We start from the raw sequence: 21,535 nt of genomic DNA, 5'->3' as shown, positions 1-21,535 counted from the left end.
ACCGGAGTGATTATATGGATATCCTATCAATGCATAACGGGAAACACTGCGTTCCAGACTGGAAATGGCATGTTCCCGTCGGTTGTCATCCAGGGTTTACCTTGTGGAGTATTTGGGGTGGAGAAGGTCAAATCAGGCTAGGCAAGAACTGCTACAAATTAAGCATCGGTGATGTTTTTTTTATCAATTATCAGAACGAGGTCGACGCCTATCAAAGTGAACATACCAGTCTCGATGTACGTTACATAGATTTCACATTGCAAAATCCGGATATCTTATGTGACTTGCCTGAGCATCGTCATTTTGATCAATATCATTTTGTACTTGAGCTTTTCAATCGCTTTCGTTTAGCAGAAGAGAGAAATAACATAACGCAAATGGAAGTATGGCTACAAGCACTTATTACGGAATATCAACATATAACGCCAACATCAACCGGAGCATATACAATAAAAATTGATGAGCTATGCCGTATGTTTCAACAACATCCACAGCAACAATATGATATGAGCGAACTTGCCCAGAACTTTTCTCTTACGACAGATCATTTTATTCGCATTTTTAAACAGGAACGCGGTGTTACGCCCTACGCCTATCTGCAGAACTGCAGACTGGATACTGCAAAGACTCTGTTACGCATGTCTACTCTCAGTATCACGGACATTGCCAGCAGTTGCGGCTTTTCGGATATCTATAATTTTTCTCGTTTTTTTCAGTCAAAAACAGGAATGTCTCCAAGCAGATTTCGTAATTGAAATGCTTTTTCAGTCCATCATTCAAATTTAACTGGCGTGCCATTTTCAGCGCTCAAGTAAACCATATCTAACATTTGTGTGATTTTAAGTCCCTGTTGAGGCGTGCAAGGTACCTCTTCATCATTGACAATGGCATCCAAAAACGCTTGCCGAACATTTGACATTTTTGAAATAATCTTATCATCTAAAGGAATGTCTTGGACTTCTCCGCCAATTTCCAAAAACACTTTGTTGCTTGCAGCATTCCCATCTCCAACTACTCTATGCAGAACCGCACCACCCTTGGAGCCATAGATCCGTGTTGTAATCACCTCGTCCTCTCGATTGCTGGCCCAGGATGCTTCCAATTCAAGCATCACCCCGCCCGTCATACGAAACATAGCTACCCCCATGTCTTCAAGCTCAAAATTCTGAATGCCTCTGCGCGCAGCCTCGTCCTTGGATACCTTGCAGAACGTGTTAGCAAGTACCCATTCCGGATCTGGATGCCCGCAAAACCACATAGCACGGTCAAGCACATGGACACCAAGATCAATGATTGCTCCACCACCACATACTTCTTTCCCAGATGAAAGCGGATACCACCAGGGTACTCCTCGTCTTCGTTGCCACTGTGTACGCACATAATAGATATCACCAAGCTTGCCTTCGTCGATAATGGATTTTAACGTTTGGCATTCGTGTAGAAAACGCTGATTGAAGTTGATCATCAACTTCTTGTTGTGCTTTTGAGCGGCTTCAAGCATTTTTCTCCCCTCTGCCGCATTTCTTGCCATAGGCTTTTCACACAGCACATGCACGCCCGCTTCCATCGCCTGAATGGAAAGCCTCATATGCAAGAAATTAGGAACTGCGAGGCTAATCGCATCCAAATTTTCCTCTTTCAGCATCTTATCGAAATCCGTATATTTTTTTGAAATGTTATATTTATTGCCTATCTCTTTCAGTCTTGATTCATCAACGTCACACAACACAATTTCTTTAACGTTGTCGCTGCTAGCGTAGTCTTTAACATGACTTGCTCCCACAGTTAATCCGACAACACCTACTTTAAGTTTTCTGTTACTCAAGCTGATCCCCCCGTTATTTTATTGCCGAAGCATATATCACGATAATTCTTAAATCCTCTGGACCGTTATTAATAAGACCGTGACTGCCGGTTGCACGGCAGACGCTTATGTCGCCGGCCGACATCTCGTATTGGCTACCATCAAGCTCCATGATTCCGTGGCCAGAAATGCAATAATACCACTCTTCCATGGGAGCATCGCTGTTATGTTGGTGATAGCCAAAGGTAGAACCTGGCGGGATGATATCATCATGAATGAATTTGATGTACTGCCTATCGCTCGATGCAACCGTTTGAATAATATCCTTTAATTGAAAAGGACCTGTGCCACCATGGCAATTTTGACGAGTCTCATACGCTTGTGACTTGTTTTCGATAAAATCTGTTTTTTTCATAAATTAAAACTCCTTTTCAACCATGAGTTGTGTTAAACATTTTGATAAATTAATCATAGGCTTGACAAACTGGAATGTAAATGTTAAAAGGCGATATGATTTGTGAAAAATCGATATATCATAGAAAACTCCTATTTTTCAGTCATTTATGCAAATTCCTTATTTGATGAGCCGATTTGGTAACGAGTTTGCCATAAAATAAAATACGCGTTCACCCAATGGAATGAACGCAGTTGTAAATTAAGGACAACTATCCTGTATATCTTGGTGCTATCAAGACTCCCCAAAAATATTAAATTGTTTTGCTCACAACACGGGACCTTCCATGATCATCAAAATTTCTAAATATCAATCTACTAAAATTGTAAGCACCGTTATTCCAAACATGAAAATCATGAAAACCATCCTTAATCAGAATTTGATAAAAATGATTAAGATGATTCCCCGATTGATGTATAAGCTCATCTATAGATTTTATATAGCTGCCAATTGCTACTCCGTCCGCATCGCCACAGGTGGTATATAGCAGATGAAGATCATGGACGCAAGACGCAAGACTGACTCCAAGCGTTTTGCCATCACTCGACGTAGGCGCGTTTGAAAAAGCTCCGACATAAGCGAACAAATCTATCATACCTGGCGCGAGTACGGTCTTATCCAATTCGTTGTTCCAGGGACTCTCCGTGCGAGTGATTCGCGTCGAATCATGCCGGTAACCGCCGAGAATCAGATTCAGGGCTTGCATTCCCCCCATAGAAAGCCCAGCGATTGCTCTGTGGGTGCGGTTATATATGATTCCCTCATGGGAGGTGTCTGTTATATCTGCGAAGGTTTTGTAATTCGATTCTATACATGGAATCAGATCGTATCTCAGCTCATAATCAAAGTAATAGAATCCCAGCATATTGGTTCCTTCGGGATTGAAGGAGGTGTCTGTCCAGTCATGCGCGCTTCTTCCGTTAGGAAATACGACGATCAACGGATCGATATCACCGTTGGCAATGAGATTATCAAATAGATTGCAAATGATAAATCGTCCGTCAACTTTACCGTTGCTGCTTAACCACTCATATTGATCTCCTCCTACGCCATGAAGCAAATACAATACATTGTATCTGACAGTATTGTCGATTGGGTCATAAGCAGCAGGCAAGTAAACGTTGCATTTCTTCAAAATGGCATCTCCCGCAACGGTTTCTCTTCCTGCTTCACTGCTATCAATGTTCCGATCTGTTACAAGCTGTCGAGACAAATCAATATAGTTGCCTACCTTGTAGGTAACTTCCTCAACCGTACCTTGAAGCTCATCATTAACTGACTTAAAATATTCGGCAGGCACTGCCGTCACGTTCTTGCTTCTCATAGATGATTATTCTCCCTTCGGATATTTTTTCCAATTAGCCCCATTCCGCTCTAGAAACCCTAAAACAAAGCAGCCGCACATGAAATCCACGTGCGGACAGCTTTTCTTATTCCATTCTGGAAATGTTAATGTACCTTTTGAGCTTCCAAAATCCTAATAATGATAACCGCCGCTTCTGCACGGGTGCTGAAAGCCTTCGGCTTCAGCGTACCGTCTTCGTAGCCGTTAAGAACACCCTTAGCGGTCAAAGCCGCAAGTGGCCCTTGTGCCCATGCGGAGACGTCTCCACTATCCTTATAGTCCAAGCCGCTGTTGACAGATGCCAACTGTGCGGCACGTGCAAGGATTACGGCCATTTGTTCCCGAGTGATGTTGTCATCCGGGCAGAAGGTTCCATCCTCATAGCCATCCACGATTCCCAGCGCCGAAGTGGTTGCAATGGCTTCCTTCGCCCAATGACTGGCAGTATCAGCGAAATCGGTTCCGCCTGCAGCGTTCAGATGGAGAGCTCTGACGATTATGGATACGAACTCGGCTCTTGTTACGTTTGAATCAGGCTGGAATGTGCCGTCTTGGTAGCCGTCAATCACTCCTGCTTTTACAAGTTCTTGGATACCTGCTTCCGCCCAGTGTCCTTTAATATCGGTCAAGGCCGGAAGTTCGACGGATGCGGACTTTGCTGCCGCCAATACGGCAAACTTGGTGAAGTGCGTCACACTACCGGAAACGGTGCCTTTCACCAGGTCGATCTTAATATTGTCCAGTTTGACCCATTTGCCGGTTTCTTCGTTGTACCAGTACAGTGCCGGCTCATGCTTATCATCCAACAAGCTGGTGTTGAACGGAAGGGTGATCGTAACTGGTTTCTGGAACGGTCCTGCTACGTCCTTGATAATCTCGTACACATCTCCAGCCAGCTTCAAATCTGGATCCAGCTTCAGCTGTGAGGTTTCGCTCAACCTTTTAATGCTAACGTATATGTCACTGCCTATTGCTCCTGCCGGTAAGTCAACTGCCGCCCCATTATTCTCTACCTTGCCTCCTGTATCTGTTTGCACCTTAACAGCCCCTTCCGGTACTGGAGGCGAGACAGAGGAAGTCTGCGAGGTCGAAGGGTCGGATGACTGCACTTGCTCAAGCTTCAGAATGCCGAATCTCGAAGTGTTCTGGTAGGATTGACCTGTTGGGTCGTTCCATGAAAATACGCTGTCACGGCTTCCTCCGTCCTGATCATTGTTAACCTGGAAGTCAAATCCGATCACGGTTCCTGCTTGTGGAGTAATCGTATCCAGCGCTATAGCCGCTTCTACAACGTAACCTCCATCAATGATTTTGGTGGCTGATTCATAGTTATTTTGGGATGCATGGCCGCCGACGGTCTTTACGTTTTTGAAGTTGATCCGGTATTGGCCGTCGTCACCTTGGTAGCTGTCCGTTTTTCCGTTGTTCTGGTCTACGAAAATCTCCATCGAATCCTGCTCCCATGCGTTGGCATTGGCATCACTCAAATTGCTGTCTAACACAACGGCATAGACATAGAGGTTATGCTCATCCCACATGGCACGCAATTGAGCTTTGGCGACTGCATTGTTATGCTGCTCTACCATCACATCAGTCGTATAAACTGGTGCGTTCGCCCACTTGCTGTCCATTTCGCCATCGATTGCAGGAGTTCCGTAAGAAGCGCTTGCCGCTTTTACGGCATCGATATAAGTCAAGATCCCGTAACCAAGTACGTCGTTGTCCTGAGTGTTCCTTGGATCACTCCAGGAAACGATGACGCCGTTGCTCCCATGCTCCGTACCGTCATTAATCCCCTTATCGGTAGCTCTTACGTCAAACTTCAAGTGCTTGCCCAATGTTCCTGCCATCGGGATTGATGCTTGCAGCACATAACCGTCGGTTCCTTCCGTAATTTGAGCATCATTTCGTGCGAATGTATATTTCTTAATGCCATTGTCATCCACGAAGAGTTCTATTTGATCTGTTGCGGTTTTGGTCATGTCTTTGACCGCTATGCGGGTATACACATTTTGTTCATCCCACAAGGTTTTCACTTCAGCTTGAAGGGTACCTAATTGTTGCGTTTTCAATGCAGGAACCGTGTTCCAAACCGGATCTGAAGCATTAGCCGGTGTACCTTTCGCTGTATTTGCTGTCTGAGCGGTTATTGGCAGGTGGGATGGCGTCAACGTCTTTACTGCTTCAATCATTCCCCAATAAGCATATTTGGCTTGGTACTGCGCATCGAATGGGAAAGGAGCATCTTTACGGGTTGTACCTTGGTTATCGAGCCAAGTATGATCGTCTGCAATCCCCCACAACGTAACATTGCTGATCCACCCGTCAGGATTATATGCCTGCGTGTTCGAGGCGGCATTTCTGCCCGCATTGTCCAGCCGAACAAGCTCTTGGAACAACTGCTTATAACGGTAGCCTTGTTTCACAAGGATGGACTCATCATAGCTGGTGGAGTTGCTGTCGGTATAAACCGAAACGTCAAGCTCCGTTATTTGATTGTCGAATCCAGCTTCTCCAAATTTCCTTATGGAATCAGAAATTTGCTCGATTGAAGGACCGCCAATGCTGATGTGCGTTTGATGACCCACACCGTCAATGGGAACTCCCTCGCCTTTCAGCTTCGTCACCAAATTGAACAAAAAGTCGCGTTTGACAGGATCCTGCGTACTGTAATCGTTGATATATAGTTTTGCGTTTGGCAACTCTTGACGAGCAACCCTAAAGGCTGTACGGATGAAATCCAAGCCAGTTAGCGTATACCACTCGCTCTTTCGCATGCCATCCGGCTGTCCAGGATCAATAACTTCGTTGACCACGTCGACGGCATTGATTTGCACTTCCATGGAACTAAAGTGGCGCGCCACAGTTTGGATATACGTTGTTAGACGGTCAAGCACCAGCTGTTTATTCTCCGGTGTAGCTGCAAGCGGTTGGCCCTGCGCATCCTTAAACATCCATTCCGCAGCCTGCGAATGCCAAGCAAGGGTATGCAGCCGGAAATTCATCGTGTGATCCTTGGCATATTGTGCAATCTTGTCTGCTTCCGTCCAGTTCCATTGCCCTTCTGTCGGTTCCAGAGAACCCGGCTTTGTGGCATTCTCAGCTACGAGGGAGCTATAGTGATAATCCAGAAGCGTGTGAACATCGGAAGTAAGCTGATCTCCTGTTACGGCAGCACCAACTTTGAAGTTGTCCGCATAGATGTCCTTCAAAGGATCAATATCCGTTTGAATCGGCTTCGGCCCGGATACTTGACCCACATAGGACAAATCGAAATCGTCCATATAGAAGGATCTTGCATCTTCGTACTTGTTGGCTACTTCCACATATGCATTCAATACGGTCGGAATGGCAGCAACGGTAAACGCACCGGTCAACTGTACCCATTGATCAGAAGTTACCGTCACGTTTGACGAAACATTCGTATATGTACTATCGCCGCTCTGTACAGAGAGCCGCAATACAGTGGGGGATTGTCCCGGAGCCATTTTTACCCAAGTAGATAAATTGTACTTATAGCCCTTGGACATCTTGCCAAGGACGTTCAGCAAAGGCCCGTCATATTGCTCTGATACCGTGGTCAGCAAGCTCTTGGAGCCGCTTGTGGTGTGATTGTCTGCCGCAGATATATCGATATTGCCGGAGCCGTTTCTGCGCACCCAATTTCCTTGCCCGTCCTCAAAGTTAGATTGGATGCCAGTTTGGTCAACTGCTCCCGAATCAACCGGTGCAGTCGGCGTGACGTCTGTTAGCTGCACTTCATCGATATAGAGGTCCTCCGTAGTCGTGGAAGCTGAATCCGACTCCACCCATATTTTAAACCCCTTCGTATCAACCGGCAGCTCGTATCCCTTCAGTTCAAAGGGGGTCCATTCGGTAGAGTTAACGGTTTTATTTCCCACCAACCAAGGATATTTGTTGGTCAGCGAGGCGGCATCAACATTAGATGCGATATGGAAACTATCTGTTCCTGTTCCGACTTTAAGCTTCAGTGACAAATCGTACGTATGGCCAGCTTGCGTATACGAAGTCAAATCCAGGAACGGGGAGCTGTTACTTGCAGCACGGTTCGTCATCTCCAAGGATTTAGAGCCATCGGAGGCTGTTGCCGACGTCACGGCAATGGTTCCGTCTCCCATCCAGGATACTTTAACCCAACCGCCAGTTTGGTTGTCTTCAAAGCTTTGGGACAAAACGACCGTATTGCCGGCAGCCGATGCCATCACAGGCACTAGCAACTGGGGTGCGATCATCCCAAACAGCAGCACGATGGCCATCCATACATTCATTTTTTTTCTCACAAGCGTCCTCCTCTTTTTGCAATCGCTTACAAGTTTATTTCAATTTCATTCTACAACTTAGGTAATTGGCTTCACATACTCAAATTAAAGAATGATCCCCCCACAATTATGGAGCAGCATAACTAATGTGCGCACCGTTTCCACCGTTTGGGGTTTGTCACTGAAAGCGTCATGGATCATTTACTCTCACTTTGCTTCCTTGATTACTCGCCAAAATGCCTGCTTAGGCCGGAGATCTCCATCGAATAGAAACGGCCAATTCTTTCTGCCGCGAACAGGGAAGTTGTCCAACCAGGTATAGTTGTCAGCCGCTCCCCAGAATGTTACCGACGTAATGACTTCTCGATATTCTTTAAATAGCCTGAAGATATCCTCGTACCGTTGTTCCTGCAGCTCCACCATCTGCTCAGTGGGTACCAACAGATCAGTCCGCCTGTCCTCAAATTGAAAAATGGAGAGATCTAACTCTGTGATGTGAAGCTCCACATCTAGGGATGCGTAAAGCTCGATCGCTTGCCTTATTTCATCCAAGGAAGGACCATAGATATTCCAATGTCCCTGCATGCCGATTCCGTGGATAGGAACCCCCTTCTCCTTCAATGAACGGACGAGATTATATATCTTATCCCGTTTAACTGGCTCTGTCTCGTTGTAGTCGTTATAGAATAGAAGCGCATTCGGATCGGCTTCATGTGCTGCCTCAAAGGCATGGCGGATATAATCCTCACCGAGAATCTCCAGCCATTTGGTGCTTCTCATCACGAGGTCCGCCTTGTCTTCTATCGCTTCATTGACTACATCCCACGCATATACCCTGCCCTTATAACGACCAGCTACCGTACGGATATGCTCCTGCATCCGCAAGAGAACCATTTCTTTGCTGGCTGCACCGCCAGAAGGGCCTTCGAATATCCAATCGGAGGTTTGATTATGCCAGACCATCGTATGCCCACGAACGGCAATCCCGTTCTGCATGGCGAAATCCATGATTTCATCCGCTGCCTCAAATGTGTACCGATCTTCCTCTGGATGGATCTCCTCAAACTTCATCTGGTTCTCCGCTGTAATGCTGTTATAATGCTGGGCGATGAAGTTTCCTTCGGATCGGATGGTCTTCGTGCTAACAGCAGCCCCGATTCTGAATATGCCCTTATAAGCCTCGTGTAAGTTCGGTACCTTGTTGTTCATAGATTGATAAACCTCCTCATCATCCCCTGTTTAAACAGGCAATCTATGTTATATGATATAGAATCTGACTACACTTACCATTCACAGATTAAAGAACTCTCCCCCCTATTTTCTTAAAATGTTTCAAGATGGTGTGCGATGTTTTCAGTCGCACTCATAGCAAATAGACGTGTATCTCTTATAAAGAAATACACGTCCTTCATTTGACGTCCTTTATACTTTGCTTAACTGTCTAAACACACCGGGCTTGTCAGACACACGTTTCTCAAACTCTTTGAGGAAATGATGATAGTGAACGTATCCGATCTGCTCCGCAATTAGACGAATCGTCTCATCAGTTTCGCATAGCATACGCTTCGCCGCGTTAATACGCAGGTCATGAATATACTCAATGATGCCTACGCCGTTCCTCTTCATAAACGCTTGGCCTAAGTAAACTGGGTTCATGAAGAATCGTTCTCCGATCTCTTTAATCGTCAATGTTTCCCGGTAATGCTCCTGAATAAAACGCTCAATAACTCGAAGGGGATGACCGGAGAACTTCTCTTTATGCTGCTTCAGCTGGCTCATATACTGCTGCACATACGCCTGCAGTGACTCTTCCACTTCCTTTAGGGAACGATGCTCCCTTCTCAAAAAATCGCGAACACGAGGCAGCGCCTCCGAATCAATCCCCATCTCCCGCATGACAGCAGCGCTTTTCAAAACAATGCGGATGACCAACAAATGGACGACCTCCCGAGCCGTTTTATTATCAGATAGCATCACAAACATTTGTTTAATCAGCTCCCCAACTCGTTTCTCCTGAAGCGCCTCAAGGGCACTTTGAATGTCATCTACGATAGAAACCGCATGAAGATCATAGCTGATCTGCTTGTGATGAATCTTATCGTAATCGAGTGGACCACCGGATACATGAAAGAAATGATGTACCGAAGTCTCTAAAGAACCTACATACGAATTTGCAATAAGACGAAGAGAGTCCACCCGCGGACCTATCGACAAGCAACATTCGATACCTTGCTCGCGCAGGTCTTCGTATACCTGTTTAGCCCATTCCTCGATCCCGGAGAAAGACTCCATAACAAGGCCGTCCTGACTCCCAAACAAGTCAATAACATAAGCTTTTAGCGAGAGGAAGAAACGGGCATCCAGCTCCTGTGCTGGGCTACCAAGCCATTCGATATGAATGTACCTCCAGCCCTGATCTCCTTGTGCTAAGGGATCTAGTATTTCCCCAACGTTTCCGTCTGTTGCCGAGATTTCCCCCCGAAGCATTTGAGCAAGCAGCGTAGGTACTAGACGGTCGGTAACGAGATCATGGCGCAGCCTTTGCTGTTCTCTATGCTGCAGCTCTTCAATAACGGATTGAATGACAGCCTCCCATTCCCTGTCCAAAGCCGGTTTAAGCAAATAATGCTTTACCCCGTACCTTAGGGCGGAACGCGCATACTCGAAATCATTGTAGCCGCTTAAAATGATGAATACGGGATCGTTGCCTGCCTTTTGCACCCGATCGATTAATTCTAATCCGTCAATGACCGGCATCCGAATATCCGTAACAACGAGATCAGGCTTACAGGCTTCCATGCAGGCTAAAGCTTCTTCGCCGTTCTCGCACATGTCTACGATTTCAAAGCCAAGCTCTTCCCATTCGACCATGAGCTTTATACCTTCCAAAGCGAAAGGCTCATCATCCACGAAGATAACCTTATACATGTCCGATCGTCTCCTCCTGTTTCCTAATAAGACTCAAAGGAATCTGTATGGTAACGCTCGTTTTCTCGAAAGGAATACTTTCAATCTGGAACAATGAGCGTTCCGCATAAAACAGATTTAAACGTCGGTACACATTGCGAAGTCCGATGTTCTTGCCGTTGTCTTCTCCTTTATACAGACTCTGAACAATTTCATCCAATTTTGTGCTGTTCATACCAATTCCGTTATCTTCGACCTTCATGAGCATGTTCATCCCAGCTCTTTCTACAGATATCCGAATTCTGCGATTCCCTTTCACCGATTGAAGCCCATGCTTGCAAGAGTTCTCTACGAGCGATTGAATACTCATCTTCGGGATTCGATACGATAGAACAGAGTCGTCAACGGACAATTCATAGTGGAACCGATCTTGGAATCTGAACTTCTCGATCTGGAGATACATTTCAGTGAAGCTTAGCTCTTCTTCTACTGTCACCAAATCCTCCTTCCAGCTTAGCAGCCTTCTCAAAATCTGGGACAAGTTTTGAATAATCTCTATCACATGCTCATAACGATATTTCTTACATACAACAAGAATCGCATTTAACGTATTGAACAGAAAATGAGGATCTACTTGGCTTTGCAAATAATTCAGCTCGGCCTGTACGCGTTCTAGCTCCAAATCTTTTTTTTGAATTTCGAGTTTGTACACGTCGTTAATTAAATTGCGAATTTTCTTCGTCATTAAATTAAAGCTGCGAAGAAGATGACCGATCTCATCTTTTCCTTCATACATCGTAATGGGTTCGAACCTCTCGTTTTTCACCAACTGCATATGTTTGGAGAGCTTTCTTACCCGGAAATTAAAAGAGTGCATAATGATGTAAATCAATATCGTCGGAATGATCGTACTAATGAGCGTCAGCCAGATAAAGAAGTGGATGACTCCCCTTCTTTCCTCCGCGATTCGACTTCCCTCTGGAATTCCGACCAGCCGCCAGTTAAGCACATAACTAGCGTTACTGAGAGGATTGACAAAACTGTTCTCAGGTAAGCCTGTCAACTGAGAAACCTTTGACACAGGCAGGGTCGGGAGCAAAGGGTCACTCCCCTTAAACGCACCTGCTGATTCAAGAACAAGCCGATTCTCCTCATCCACAAGCTTGATTAACAAGTAATTACGCTCTTTATCAAACAGCTCCAGCAGCTTATCCATCCGAATATCGATACGCAGATATTTGGAGAATTTCATAAGATCTGGGAAATTATCCAGCTTTCGAATAATGCTGACATATACCAATTTTTCCTCGGGATTCATGGGATTCGTATCCAAATAAGAGGTCACTGTCACCTTATCTTTATTTTCGTTCATCTTTTGATACCATTCACTCTTCAGATCATTAGGTTTAAGCATAAAGTAGCTTCCACCATTGGATAGCGTTGGGTTCGATGTGTATACGCCAATCCAAGAGATATAGGGATAAATATTCGGATACTGCCCCAATTTGTCTCGGAGGTAACTGTCGTATTCTTCGTAATAAGCAACATTATCCGAGTACGTAAATTCTAGCATTTCATTAAATACACGATCAGCGGAAACAGCGTTGCCAATCACAACACCTGAGTTCACCATTTGCATGATTTCATTTCCGACCCTATCCAGAGAAATCCGCAAGTTATCCATCTCTCTACGTTCTGTATTTTTGCTATCCTGTAAGAAAAATAAGCCGTTTATACACAATATCGGCAGCAACACACACATCAAGTAAATGATCAGAAACTTGAACTTCAGGGGAATATCATTAACAATACGCAATAGTTTCCATTTCCGGCTCATATTTGCTCTCCTTGTCAGTCATAGGTTAACCCTTCTTGTAGGCAGAGGGTAATAGGCCAGTAAGTGCCTTGAACTTGGTTACGAACTGCTCGGAATCCGAGTAGCCCACACGATCAGCGACATCGGATATTTTCAGTTCTTCTCGGCGAAGTAATTTTTTGGCCTCGTCGATTCGTACGACATGTAAATATTCATTGAAGGTGAGGCCAACTTGCTTCTTAAACCTCTGGCCAAAATACGCAGCATTTAGCCTAAAATGCTCTGCAACAACCTGCAGCTGCAGTTTTTCCCTATAGTGCGATTTGATATAGTCTCCTGCTGCGGATATGACTTCATCTTGCCCTACACCTTTTTTCTGACCAATCCACTCTACAGCCTGCAGAATTTCTTGTGTTACTTTGCGCTCCAAGAGGCCAATATCCATTGGAACAATGGGAACAAACCAATTTGAAGCCCAATTAGGATCACCGCCAAATTGGGTAATTGACTTGAAAATTTCAAGCTTAATGTTGTCTACATAAGCACTTGCCCAAGATTCAGATACGGACTGCCTCGAAAAAGCGATGAATAATTGGTGTACATGGGCTCGTACTGTTTCTGGACACCCACTCCCTATGGCAGCTAGGATGGATTCCGTCATACCAAATGCAGGAAGCGTCTCCGCTGACCCCTCTCCTTGATAGATGTAAATCCCTTCCGTTCCAGAAGGGAACTTGCACATTTCGGCAATAAGCCCCTCACGAAATGCTTCTTTTAACGCATGCGGTCCCTTGTGTTCACTGCTAATTGAAAAGGAGATCGCTGTGCCCCAGTCATGTCTGACACTGGTCATGATCTCTGTCATCATTGCAGTAGGAAGTTCGCGTTTCTCGGGTCCTGTGACCAGCAAGAATCCATGGCGTTCTTTCCCTACGCCAAATGGAAGCATCCTCACTTGTGTAAGCTTCATCTTATCTGCAATAATCAGCTTCAGGTCCGACTGATTTTGAGCCTGAATGTTAGGTTCAAGTAAAACGCAGCGGAAGCTAGAATGTTCATGAAGATCTAACAAAGCGCTCGCCTGCTCGATCCATTTCTGCCTGTTTTCTCCCTGCAACAACTTTGAAATCGTTTCCAATCGTAAGCATTCCAAAGCAGCACTTTCGAACTGGCTAGCAGCTATACGCTCTCGAATCGTAACTGCGACCGCTTCCACTGCAGCTATAAGCTCCGCTTCCATCAAGGGTTTCATCAAATAATTGGCGACTCCATGCCGCATCGCTGTTTTGGCATATTCGAAATCCGCATACCCACTCAAAATGATAAATTTCATTTCAGGATGGAGGCTGGACGCTTGTTCAATCAATTCCAAGCCATCTATAACAGGCATTCGAACATCCGTCAGCACCAAATGAGGCAGGGCCGACGCCATCAAAGCCAATGCGTCTTCTCCATCTGAAGCTTCCCCGCACACTACAAAGCCTAGTTTGTTCCAATCAATCATCGTCCGCAGTCCCTCTAGCATGTAGGGCTCGTCATCGGCAAACATAACCCTTAACATGGGAATCACCTCTCTTCAGAAAGTCGATATGAACTATTATATAGGATAAGATGAGTTTGTATAAAGCAAAAACCGTCCCAGCACCGAGCTGAAACGGGAAATAATTATGATCATCGCTTGCTAAGTCTTATTCTTTGACACTTCCAAGGTTCATACCGACAATAAAATACCTTTGCAGAAAAGGATACACGAACAGAATCGGAACCGCCGCCACAATTGTAATTGCCGCACGTATGGAAGCAGGCGTAACCATAGCCTTCGTTTGATTCGTGTTTGCACCAGCTAGAAGACCTGGATCATTGTTGCTGTTCATCGTAGATCCAAGCAGCTTCATCATTTCGTACTGTAGTGTACTCAGTTTCAAATCAGAAGAGGCATACAGGAAGGTATCGAACCAGGAATTCCAAGAGCCAACGGCAATGAACAAGGCGATGGTTGCTAGTACAGGCGTACACAGCGGGAGAATAATTCGTACAAATATGGTGAAATCACCTGCTCCATCCATCTTCGCAGACTCAACCAAGCCTGATGGAAGCGTACGAATGTACGTCCGAATGACGATCAGATTAAACGCACTTACCATCCCTGGGAAAACATATACCCAGAAGTTGTTCAACAGTCCCAAACTTTTAATCAGAAAGTAATTAGGAATTAGCCCCGCATTGAAATACATCGTCAACACAAATATTAAACCTATTATTTTACGGAAAATATATTGGGGCTGCGCCAGCGTATAGGCAAGCATGGAGGTGAGAAACACACCCAGTACGGTTGTTGTAAGTGTACGAGCCACTGAAATCCAAGCTGCATGATAGATCGTACCAGAAATGAAAATCGCCTTGTAATTTTGCAATGACCAGGATCTCGGCCATAAGTAAATGCCCCCACGAAGCGCATCATTACCTTCATTAAATGAAATCGTTAAGGTGTGCAGGAAAGGATAAAGCGTAACTATAGCAAGAAGGAGCATGAAGATGCCATTAATCGTATGGAACAAAATGGGTTCAATTCGAGCTCTGCTAACAGTTGTTGTTCCCATCGTCATTTCTCCTTTATATCAACCGCTCTTCACCAAGACGCTTGGCGGTAGAATTTGCAATTAGAATAAGGATTATACTTACAACCGTTTTGAAAATGCCTGCCGCAGTTGCCAGTGAATAATTACCTAGCGCAATACCGTACTTAAGAACGAATATATCAATCGTTTGCGACCAGTCGACGATCAATCCATTGCCGAGCAGGTATTGAATCTCAAAGCCTGCATCCAGGATGTGCCCAACGTTCATAATTAATAGAATAATAAAAGTCGACTTGATGCCGGGCAGTGTGACGTACAGAATCTTCTGGTAACGGTTTGCACCGTCGATCCCTGCAGATTCATACAGCGATGGATCAATCGAAGTGATTGCCGCAAGGTAAATGATGGTATTCCATCCCACCTCTTTCCACACATTTGACAAACCCACAATTCCCCAAAAATATTTACCTTCGCTAAGCCACATCACGGGTTCCTTGATGATGTGCAACTTCATCAGCAGTTGATTCACGATACCATCATCAATCGATAACGAAGTCGCTACGATACCTGCAGCAATAATCCATGATAGAAAGTGAGGCAAATAGGATATCGTTTGGATAGACCGCTTCCAGAAACGAACTTTGATCTCATTCAGCAATAGAGCTAATAGTATGGCTGTTGCAAAACCTAAAACCAAATTGATTATACTCATAGCAAGTGTGTTGCGAAGCACCGTCAAGAACGTATCATCTTGAAACAGAAATTTAAAATGCTTCAGCCCCACCCACTGCTGTTTGGAAAATTTTAAAGCCGGGCGATAATTCTGGAAAGCCATCAACCAGCCCCAAATCGGAACATAATTAAAGATTAGAATATAGATCACGATGGGAAAAGACATCATTATTAACTGCTTCTGATTTTTTATCGTCTTCCAACTTAAACCGACGCCGATTTCCGGATCAATTTTTTGCTTTTTCTTTAATTTTTTGGGCAGTATGGTCTCGGCCATCGACATTTCCTCCTAGGAAGTAAAGCGGGAAGACCTGAGTCTCCCCCACTCCACTGTATGTTCTATCCCTTTATTTACTACTCCAGTTCTTAATACGCCAGCTGATTTGATCATTGATACGATCTTCGTAAACTTTATAGTTACTTTTGGAAATTTGATCCACATATTCCTTCCATACACCTTCAAAGTCATCCGGTTTGGCCAAAATAGCTTTCGGCAAATATTTTACAGCAAGGTCGTTCATCTTCGTATTGGCTACTTTTGCTGGGGAACCATCCACCAAATCAATGCTCCACGCTGGGTAGTATACGGGATTCTCATCTGGCGTTTTGAAAAACTCAGCCCATGTCTTATGGTTGTAAGCTTTCAGTACTTCTTGATCCTGCGGCTTCAAGCTGTCATAGAATTCTTGCGGCTGTGTTCCTGGATCTGTCGCATTTCCGTCACTATAGGTCCCTTGCATCTTAGGTAAATTAGCGAAGAACGCTTCAGCTTTATTGGCAAGCTTCCATGTATTATCGTCCGCTTTAGCGCGTTGTTCAGGGGTACGAGCGAACTTCCCATCCTTCACCGTATAGTCATCGCCTTGAATACCCCATTGGAGTGTCTTCTGCCAATCTTCGGTCATTAGTGAGTCAAGGAACTTGATAATTTGAACCGGATCCTTAGCTTTCGTCGAAATCCCGTATCCACGGTTGATGTTCAATACTGGACGGTCACGGTAGTACTCTTTGGCGCCTGGGTATAAGAGAGGGAACCCAACATAGGTACTGCCAATTTTATTTTGTGAAATCAGTGAGCGTTCGCCATCACCGAAATTCCAATGTTGATCAAACATCCCAATGACACGGCCGCTAGCAATTTTCGCCAAGTACTGATCGTAGTTCTGCACCAGAGCTTCCCTATCCATTAACCCTTGCGCATTAATCTCATTCAGCTTTTTGTAATAGGTCTTAGCAATGTCCTTGTCTGCAAATATTTGTGCTTTCCCATTCTCGACGATAACCCCGCCGTCATTAGGGTGTCCAGCTAAATGCTCTGGCGGATTAAGCAGTGGGAAGTTTCTCCAATCGAAGTTCAGCGTCTCGAAGCCGATCATATCTGGATGTTTCGCTTTGTATTTGGCAATGATATCGAAATATTCTTCCAACGTTTTAGGCGTCGGATAGCCCATTTCCTTCAGGACATCCTTTTGCAAATAAAAGCCTGGTCCTTCGTAAGCGGTTTCGTTAAATTGACCACTGAACACATTGTAATTTGGAAGTACATATAAATGGCCGCTCGCAGGATCCTTCATCTGATTCCAAACACTTGCATAGTGCTTCTTTAAATTTGGTGCGTACTTGTCAATCAAATCCTCGAGAGGCACAAACGCTCCCGCCGCAATTAGTTTATCGTTTCCAGTCATGATATCTGCATAATCGCCGCCGGCAATCATGACGCCAAGTTTTTGCTGCAAATCACCGACCAGAAACTCCATTTTTAAGCTAACGCCAGTCTTTTCTTTAATCATCTTATAAATCTTGTTGTCAGGAGTCGGTTGTTGATAAGGGCTGTCAATGAACAAGGACAATGTGACTGGCTTAACTTCATTGCTCTGCGTTGCCGCAGGCGTTGTCTGGCTTCCGTTAGGCGAAGTGGTGTTGCTTGCCGCATCCTTTGCGTCGGTGCAGCCTGTCAATGTTAATCCTAGAGCCAGAACAGGTACCAATGTTGCTAAAACAGGACGTTTAATTTTCATAACCATTTTTCTAATCCTCCCTTATTGTCTCCATAACGATGTATGCTTGTGTAGGTCAATCATTCATTTGCTTACACTATTTATTATACGGATCAAGAATGCGCTTACAATTCACAGATTATAGGTATTACCCCTACGAATTACAGCTACTAATATTGAGTTAATGAAACTATTTTACACTATACAAAGTTCAGAACACGAATACAACCTTTAGAGAGGATCAAATATGAAAAAAGCATCCTAGTTAGCATGGCGAGTTTCGCTGGTCTTGCGCTTATACAAGAATTTTTGTTAAATAAAACAGCAGCAGGCTAGGACTTTATTTTCTCGTCCTTGGCTGCTGCTGTTTTGTATTTCTGGTATGTAATCTCATTGTTGATCGCCAACACATTAGCGAATACTTCTGGGGCTCTTCTTACTTCAAAATAGCTCCTGCCGTCAATGCATTTTCAATCTTTTCATTACCTATCATATATACAATAATCATAGGTAAACTCGAGAGCACCATCGTTGCACCAATAAGTCCCCAGTCTGAAACACCGACGCTAACGAAGAAGCTTAGCAAGCCGACAGTTAACGGCCGGAATTGATCTTTTGAAGCTATAATGAAAGCAAGCGGAAACTCATTCCAAATGCGCATGAACAATAGAACGCATTGTGTCATTAGCGCTGGCGTGACAATCGGAAAAATAATTCTGAAGAAAGTCTGATAAACGTTCGTCCCATCTATACAAGCAGCTTCTTCCAATTCCTTAGGAAGTGAACGGAGAAAGGCAAATAACATCAGCACACAAGAAGCGATTGCGAATCCGGAATACGGAAATATGAGACCCCAATAACTATCCTTCAGATGTAACCATTTTATCAATTGAAATAGCGGAATTAATACAACTTCAATAGGCACAATTAACCCTAAGGACACATAGAGTAGTGCTGCCGAATTGAATCTCCATTGCATTCGGCTCAGACAATACGCAAGCATACTCCCCGTCGTCAGTGTGATTGCAATGGTCCCTATGGTATAAATCAAACTGTTCTCGAAGTAAACAAAGAAATGATATTTAGACAACGCTTCACTATAGTTTATCCAATCCCATGAATAGGGAATGCCGAATTGATTATTATAAGCTTCACTTTTGGACTTAAGTGACATTGTAATCATCCAGTATAAGGGAAACAGAAATGTACAGCCAATCGCTAGCCAAAATACACGACTTAAGTATTTCATGATGGTCTCCTCCTTAAAACTCCAGTTTTTCTCTGGCGACGAACCGTTGAATCAGAAAGGAGATGAATAGGCACTCTAGAATAAATACAACCGCAATAGCCGTTCCTTTACCAAATTCTGACGTTTCGAATGCCACATAATACATTTGGTAAATAACCGTCCTGGACAAATCTCCCGGACCACCGGCTGTCATGACGCGGACTTGCGAATAGAATGCCATGGAACCTAACGTAGACAAGATTAATACGTATTTCGTTACATCTTGAAGCAGTGGAATCGTAATTCGCAAGCAGACTTGGGTAAAGCTAGCACCATCAATTAAAGCAGCTTCGTAATAATTTTTGGGGATCGTCTTGATTCCCGTATAGAATAGCATGGCGTTCAGCCCAATGTATTGCCATAGAAATGTCAATCCGATGCTTGGCATCACCGTGTTCTTTTCAGTAAGCCAGGAATGAGTCCAAGCTTCAAGACCTATGGATCTCAGAATACTGTTAAATAACCCATAGGTTGGTTCATAGAAGGATATCCACATTTCTGCGACGACCGTAACTGACAAAATTGCGGGAAGCATGGCAGACGTTTTAAAAAAACGACGCAACTTTGGAGTTTGAACATCCATAAAAAGAGCAAACATTAAGGAAAGCGGTAAACCCAGAAAGACGGAAATCCCTACAATTAGATACGTATTCTTATGAGCTGTCCAGAAAGAAGCAGAAGCTAGGATATCCTTATAATTATCTAAACCAACAAACCCTAAAGTTCGAAAACCATCATGATTATTCAAACTCATCCAAATTTCAGGCAAGAGTGGATAAACACAGAAAACGGTAAACAGAATCAACGCAGGTGCGGAAAATACAAATATCGACAATTTGGTGCTGTAGTACTTGTTCATGGCTCTCTCCACCGTCTGATTTGATTTAGAATCCCCCCGGAACTCAATGTTCCAAGGGGGATTCAGTTTATGAAATGAACTTATATAATTTACTTTTTAAACCACGTATTTTCACTCCAGATCTTGCCCATCTCCGTACTAAACTTATCAGCTGGATATTGTCCCGTCAGCAATTTCGCCCCTTGCGTCGCAAGCTCTGCCGATGTTTTTGCATCCAACGAGTTAAGTGCGAGTGAAGCAATTTTGGTAGGGATAGGATTGTACCAGTTAATGAATTTCTTCATTAACGGCTTAGGTTCAGCCACTGTATTGCCTGTCTTCAAGGCAATTGGTGCACCCGTAGATTCGAAATATTGAGCGTCTGCCATAGCTAGAAATTCCGCCAACTTTACTGCTTCTTCAGGAAACTTGGTTTTTGCGCTAACTGCATATCCGTTCAATGGAGATCCCCAGAACTGAACGTGCTTCGTTGGGTCGTATTTGTCGCTAGCACTTGGGAACGGGAAGAAATCGACTGTATCATCTTTCGCCAAATTAGGAAGCTCCCAAGTAAACATCATGTACATAGCTGCCTTCTTAGCTGTAAACATTTCGTTAGCTGGACCGTAATCTAGATTAGCAATACCTTCCGGAAAGACACCTTCCTTAACCATCTTCTCAATGCGAGACACCCCCGCCTTGACCGCCGGATTACTGAAGTCTGTCTTATTGCTCACAAGATCTGCCATCGCTTGCGGATCGCCGATTTGGATCATCTGCTGAAGCAGGAATAGCTTAGGTCCCCATCCATCTTTGCCAGGAGTAACCGCTGGTACCATGCCCTTACTTTTTAATTTCTTCGATACTTCGATAAATTCGTCAAATGTTTTCGGTACTTGCACCCCTGCTTGCTCGAACATGTCCTTATGGTAGAAAATGACCGGGGTGAAATACGTATCCGCTCCGGAAGACAAGCTGTAAATCTTTCCGTCAACATGTTTCAATGCATCAGGAACAGCGAATTTGTTCAAAAACCCGTCCTTGGTGATCGGTGAGGTTAAATCCATAATACTGCCGGTATTGTTCAATGGAGTAAAGTAACCTGCGTCGTTCCAGAATACATCAGGCATATCACCTGCAGCGTTAAACGTTTTCAGTTTATTCGCCATATCTTCGCCGCCGCCACCTGGCTCAAATTCAATTTCTACGTTCGGAAACGCCTTGGCAACGTTCGGTTTAATATGCTTTTCCATGATATTATTGCGATTCTCGTCCGTAGTGATAGTTACAACTCTTAGCTTTACCTTCTTATCACTCCCAGCCTTGTTTTCTGTCGTTGCCGCCGGGGTTGGTGAATTTCCGGTGGTTGCGGAAGGTTGGGCTTCATTCTTCGTACTACAACCTGCTGAAACGAGAAGCATACCTGCCATCAGAGAAGTGCCGAGTACCTTTACTGTTCTTACCATTTGTTGACCTCCTAAGTTTGATCAAAGTA

Annotated in this window: 15 protein-coding genes; 1 reads left to right on the top strand and 14 read right to left on the bottom strand. The window is 44.4% G+C overall.

What is annotated here, in order from left to right:
- The first annotated feature begins 14 nt into the window (after window positions 1–14).
- Entirely contained in the window at window positions 15–755 is a 741-nt protein-coding gene (locus ACSQ8O_RS13310) for a helix-turn-helix transcriptional regulator (RefSeq protein ID WP_436242042.1), read from the top strand.
- A 17-nt stretch (window positions 756–772) separates the two neighbouring features.
- Here the strand turns inward: ACSQ8O_RS13310 and ACSQ8O_RS13305 are convergent, their stop codons facing one another.
- The 14 genes from ACSQ8O_RS13305 to ACSQ8O_RS13240 form a co-directional block, all read right to left on the bottom strand.
- Window positions 773–1,825 (bottom strand): Gfo/Idh/MocA family protein, encoded by a 1,053-nt coding sequence (locus tag ACSQ8O_RS13305; RefSeq protein ID WP_436242041.1) that lies wholly within the window; start codon window positions 1,823–1,825, stop codon window positions 773–775.
- A 13-nt stretch (window positions 1,826–1,838) separates the two neighbouring features.
- Window positions 1,839–2,219 carry a cupin domain-containing protein gene (locus ACSQ8O_RS13300; RefSeq protein ID WP_436242040.1) on the bottom strand — a complete coding sequence of 127 codons (381 nt, stop codon included), beginning with the start codon at window positions 2,217–2,219 and terminating at the stop codon, window positions 1,839–1,841.
- A gap of 292 nt (window positions 2,220–2,511) precedes the next feature.
- The gene (locus ACSQ8O_RS13295) at window positions 2,512–3,582 is read right to left on the bottom strand and encodes an alpha/beta hydrolase (protein WP_436242039.1); all 1,071 of its coding nucleotides are present in this window, start codon (window positions 3,580–3,582) and stop codon (window positions 2,512–2,514) included.
- A 125-nt stretch (window positions 3,583–3,707) separates the two neighbouring features.
- Window positions 3,708–7,904 (bottom strand): endo-1,4-beta-xylanase, encoded by a 4,197-nt coding sequence (locus ACSQ8O_RS13290; RefSeq protein WP_436242038.1) that lies wholly within the window; start codon window positions 7,902–7,904, stop codon window positions 3,708–3,710.
- Window positions 7,905–8,090: 186 nt separating this feature from the next.
- Complete coding sequence (locus tag ACSQ8O_RS13285; RefSeq protein WP_436242037.1) at window positions 8,091–9,092, bottom strand: endo-1,4-beta-xylanase; 1,002 nt, start codon at window positions 9,090–9,092, stop codon at window positions 8,091–8,093.
- Between the two features lie 213 nt (window positions 9,093–9,305).
- Entirely contained in the window at window positions 9,306–10,811 is a 1,506-nt protein-coding gene (locus ACSQ8O_RS13280) for a response regulator transcription factor (RefSeq protein ID WP_436242036.1), read from the bottom strand.
- Window positions 10,804–12,627, bottom strand: a complete 1,824-nt coding sequence (locus ACSQ8O_RS13275; protein WP_436242035.1) for a sensor histidine kinase — start codon at window positions 12,625–12,627, stop codon at window positions 10,804–10,806. The genes ACSQ8O_RS13280 and ACSQ8O_RS13275 overlap by 8 nt, the downstream gene beginning before the upstream one ends.
- A gap of 25 nt (window positions 12,628–12,652) precedes the next feature.
- A complete protein-coding gene (locus tag ACSQ8O_RS13270; protein WP_436242034.1) occupies window positions 12,653–14,167 on the bottom strand; it encodes a response regulator transcription factor in 1,515 nt (504 codons plus the stop codon).
- Window positions 14,168–14,294: 127 nt separating this feature from the next.
- Window positions 14,295–15,206, bottom strand: a complete 912-nt coding sequence (locus ACSQ8O_RS13265; protein WP_436242033.1) for a carbohydrate ABC transporter permease — start codon at window positions 15,204–15,206, stop codon at window positions 14,295–14,297.
- Window positions 15,207–15,219: 13 nt separating this feature from the next.
- Window positions 15,220–16,194, bottom strand: a complete 975-nt coding sequence (locus ACSQ8O_RS13260) for an ABC transporter permease (RefSeq protein ID WP_436242032.1) — start codon at window positions 16,192–16,194, stop codon at window positions 15,220–15,222.
- A gap of 70 nt (window positions 16,195–16,264) precedes the next feature.
- Window positions 16,265–17,941 carry a sugar ABC transporter substrate-binding protein gene (locus tag ACSQ8O_RS13255; RefSeq protein ID WP_436242031.1) on the bottom strand — a complete coding sequence of 559 codons (1,677 nt, stop codon included), beginning with the start codon at window positions 17,939–17,941 and terminating at the stop codon, window positions 16,265–16,267.
- 409 nt (window positions 17,942–18,350) lie between these two features.
- Window positions 18,351–19,163 (bottom strand): carbohydrate ABC transporter permease, encoded by an 813-nt coding sequence (locus ACSQ8O_RS13250; protein WP_436242030.1) that lies wholly within the window; start codon window positions 19,161–19,163, stop codon window positions 18,351–18,353.
- A 13-nt stretch (window positions 19,164–19,176) separates the two neighbouring features.
- Window positions 19,177–20,061: a carbohydrate ABC transporter permease gene (locus tag ACSQ8O_RS13245; protein WP_436242029.1), complete on the bottom strand. Its 885-nt coding sequence runs from the start codon at window positions 20,059–20,061 to the stop codon at window positions 19,177–19,179.
- Window positions 20,062–20,150: 89 nt separating this feature from the next.
- Window positions 20,151–21,506: an ABC transporter substrate-binding protein gene (locus tag ACSQ8O_RS13240; protein WP_436237938.1), complete on the bottom strand. Its 1,356-nt coding sequence runs from the start codon at window positions 21,504–21,506 to the stop codon at window positions 20,151–20,153.
- Window positions 21,507–21,535: the final 29 nt, after the last annotated feature.

Source organism: Paenibacillus sp. LjRoot56 (assembly GCF_964253335.1).
GTDB lineage: Bacteria > Bacillota > Bacilli > Paenibacillales > NBRC-103111 > Paenibacillus_E > Paenibacillus_E allorhizoplanae.
Note: the sequence above shows the minus strand (reverse complement) of the source record. Positions and strands in the feature narration are given on the sequence as shown.

What these genes read in the sequence shown, in the direction of transcription:
- ACSQ8O_RS13270 (WP_436242034.1), bottom strand. Translation starts at nt 14,167, where the DNA reads ATGTTAAGGGTTATGTTTGCCGATGACGAGCCCTACATGCTAGAGGGA.
- ACSQ8O_RS13300 (WP_436242040.1), bottom strand. Translation starts at nt 2,219, where the DNA reads ATGAAAAAAACAGATTTTATCGAAAACAAGTCACAAGCGTATGAGACT.
- ACSQ8O_RS13275 (WP_436242035.1), bottom strand. Translation starts at nt 12,627, where the DNA reads ATGAGCCGGAAATGGAAACTATTGCGTATTGTTAATGATATTCCCCTG.
- ACSQ8O_RS13250 (WP_436242030.1), bottom strand. Translation starts at nt 19,163, where the DNA reads ATGAAATACTTAAGTCGTGTATTTTGGCTAGCGATTGGCTGTACATTT.
- ACSQ8O_RS13260 (WP_436242032.1), bottom strand. Translation starts at nt 16,194, where the DNA reads ATGGCCGAGACCATACTGCCCAAAAAATTAAAGAAAAAGCAAAAAATT.
- ACSQ8O_RS13295 (WP_436242039.1), bottom strand. Translation starts at nt 3,582, where the DNA reads ATGAGAAGCAAGAACGTGACGGCAGTGCCTGCCGAATATTTTAAGTCA.
- ACSQ8O_RS13240 (WP_436237938.1), bottom strand. Translation starts at nt 21,506, where the DNA reads ATGGTAAGAACAGTAAAGGTACTCGGCACTTCTCTGATGGCAGGTATG.
- ACSQ8O_RS13265 (WP_436242033.1), bottom strand. Translation starts at nt 15,206, where the DNA reads ATGGGAACAACAACTGTTAGCAGAGCTCGAATTGAACCCATTTTGTTC.
- ACSQ8O_RS13255 (WP_436242031.1), bottom strand. Translation starts at nt 17,941, where the DNA reads ATGGTTATGAAAATTAAACGTCCTGTTTTAGCAACATTGGTACCTGTT.
- ACSQ8O_RS13245 (WP_436242029.1), bottom strand. Translation starts at nt 20,061, where the DNA reads ATGAACAAGTACTACAGCACCAAATTGTCGATATTTGTATTTTCCGCA.
- ACSQ8O_RS13310 (WP_436242042.1), top strand. Translation starts at nt 15, where the DNA reads ATGGATATCCTATCAATGCATAACGGGAAACACTGCGTTCCAGACTGG.
- ACSQ8O_RS13285 (WP_436242037.1), bottom strand. Translation starts at nt 9,092, where the DNA reads ATGAACAACAAGGTACCGAACTTACACGAGGCTTATAAGGGCATATTC.
- ACSQ8O_RS13280 (WP_436242036.1), bottom strand. Translation starts at nt 10,811, where the DNA reads ATGTATAAGGTTATCTTCGTGGATGATGAGCCTTTCGCTTTGGAAGGT.